Annotated in this window: 2 protein-coding genes; both read left to right on the forward strand. The window is 44.4% G+C overall.

Annotation, left to right across the window (positions count from 1 at the left end; translation table 11 throughout):
• Positions 1-135: 135 nt before the first annotated feature.
• Positions 136-732 (forward strand): hypothetical protein, encoded by a 597-nt coding sequence (locus tag V8L71_RS20600; protein WP_336275336.1) that lies wholly within the window; start codon positions 136-138, stop codon positions 730-732.
• A 176-nt stretch (positions 733-908) separates the two neighbouring features.
• Positions 909-1,130 carry a DUF3800 domain-containing protein gene (locus tag V8L71_RS20605; RefSeq protein WP_336275337.1) on the forward strand — a complete coding sequence of 74 codons (222 nt, stop codon included), beginning with the start codon at positions 909-911 and terminating at the stop codon, positions 1,128-1,130.
• Positions 1,131-1,548 lie beyond the last annotated feature (418 nt).

The raw sequence follows: 1,548 nt of genomic DNA on the forward strand, positions 1-1,548 counted from the left end.
GCGCTCAAGTGGCTAAATGCCGATATTAAGATTACCCAGCCAGATGACCGGCTGGGTAAATGAATAAGGACAACAGGCGGTGGAAACGGCTCGAAATCGGGTTTTTCTACAGCCTCGTTAGCTCTAGGAGGGCGTATGGGCTTCAAAGTTGTCGTAGATACACTTGCCTCGTTGGCTGCACTAATAGCGATTCTTTCAGTTTTATTTGGGTGGTATAGCAGTGCGCGGAAACCGCTTAGTATTTCTAGGGTAGTGGTACATAAAAAGGCTGATGGCTTAACCTATATCCTCGTGACGAAGAACAGGAAATCATACCCAGTTGAAACAATAAGAATTGACTGCTTTTCAAAGAAAACTTTCGAGATAGAGCAGAGGGTGGGAGAAAAGCCTGAATACGTTGAGAAACTATCTAGCCGATACGCTGTGTTTTCGTCAAAAGCATCATTCGAAGTTCCAGCCAAGGGAGATATCAATATTCGTATTGAATTAGAGAGACAGGCCGACATCTCCGATCGCCTTGTCTTTTCGATTGATACTACCCACGGCTACCATGAAATTTTCTGCAACGATATTAACGTCGTCGAGATAGGAAAGACCGAGGTTTACTCGGTTGAATTTAAAAAAGAATATGATTCCAAGATTCGCGCTAAGATGGTGTACTGCCGGAGGAGAATTTTGGAGCTAACCAAACGCTGCAGTCGATGGTTTCGCCGAGTCTGCACTCAGCGTTAAATTTATCATTGTAGAATTCAAAGTACAGAGATAAAATTGAAGTGCGGTTGGAAACAATCTATGGCGGGCTGCCTTATTGTGGTGCGCTGAGCTGAGCATTGTGCTCTTTCCGCCGCCTTCTTTTCCCCTCCTTCTTGGCTTAACATAAACTCTCGCTTTTATTCAGAGAGTTTAATATGTTTTTGTTGTATGCCGATGAGTCTGGTACCCCTGGTGGGCCAGATCAGGAACACTTTGTGCTTGCTGGAGTAAGTGTTTTCGAGCGTTCCGCACACTGGTTATCCCTTGAGCTGGACAAAATTGCAGCAAAATTCAATCCGCAAGATCCTGATTCTGTCGAACTTCACGGTGCCCCAATGTTTGCGGGTAAAAAGTTCTGGCGAAAATTTGAAAAATAAGACCGGCTAGAGGCAATAAAACAGGCACTTCGGCTAATCGATGGGAGCAAATACAGAATTTTTGCCTCAGTCGTGAGAAAAGGCGCAATTTCTCCGAACGATCCTGTCCACTATACGTTTCAGCAGATTGTTACCCGTTTTGATCATTTTCTGACTCGAGAGTATGTTCATTTTCAAAATACTCAAAGAGGCCTAATTTTATTTGATAAAAGCAGTAAAGAGGCTCCAATCCAAGCCCTCGCCACAGAATTTAAGGTGGATGGTCATGAATGGGGTAAACTACGAAACATGGCAGAATGAATCGCCCCAGGTTTCGTAGACACCTCCAGGCCTTATACTAAAGGTATCTAGGAGGAACCATGAGCCATCCCCGCTACACTGAAGAATTCAAAATCGAAGCCGTCAAACAGGTGGTAGA

This window comes from Vreelandella indica, from assembly GCF_037070225.1.
Classification (GTDB): Bacteria; Pseudomonadota; Gammaproteobacteria; order Pseudomonadales; family Halomonadaceae; genus Vreelandella; species Vreelandella arctica.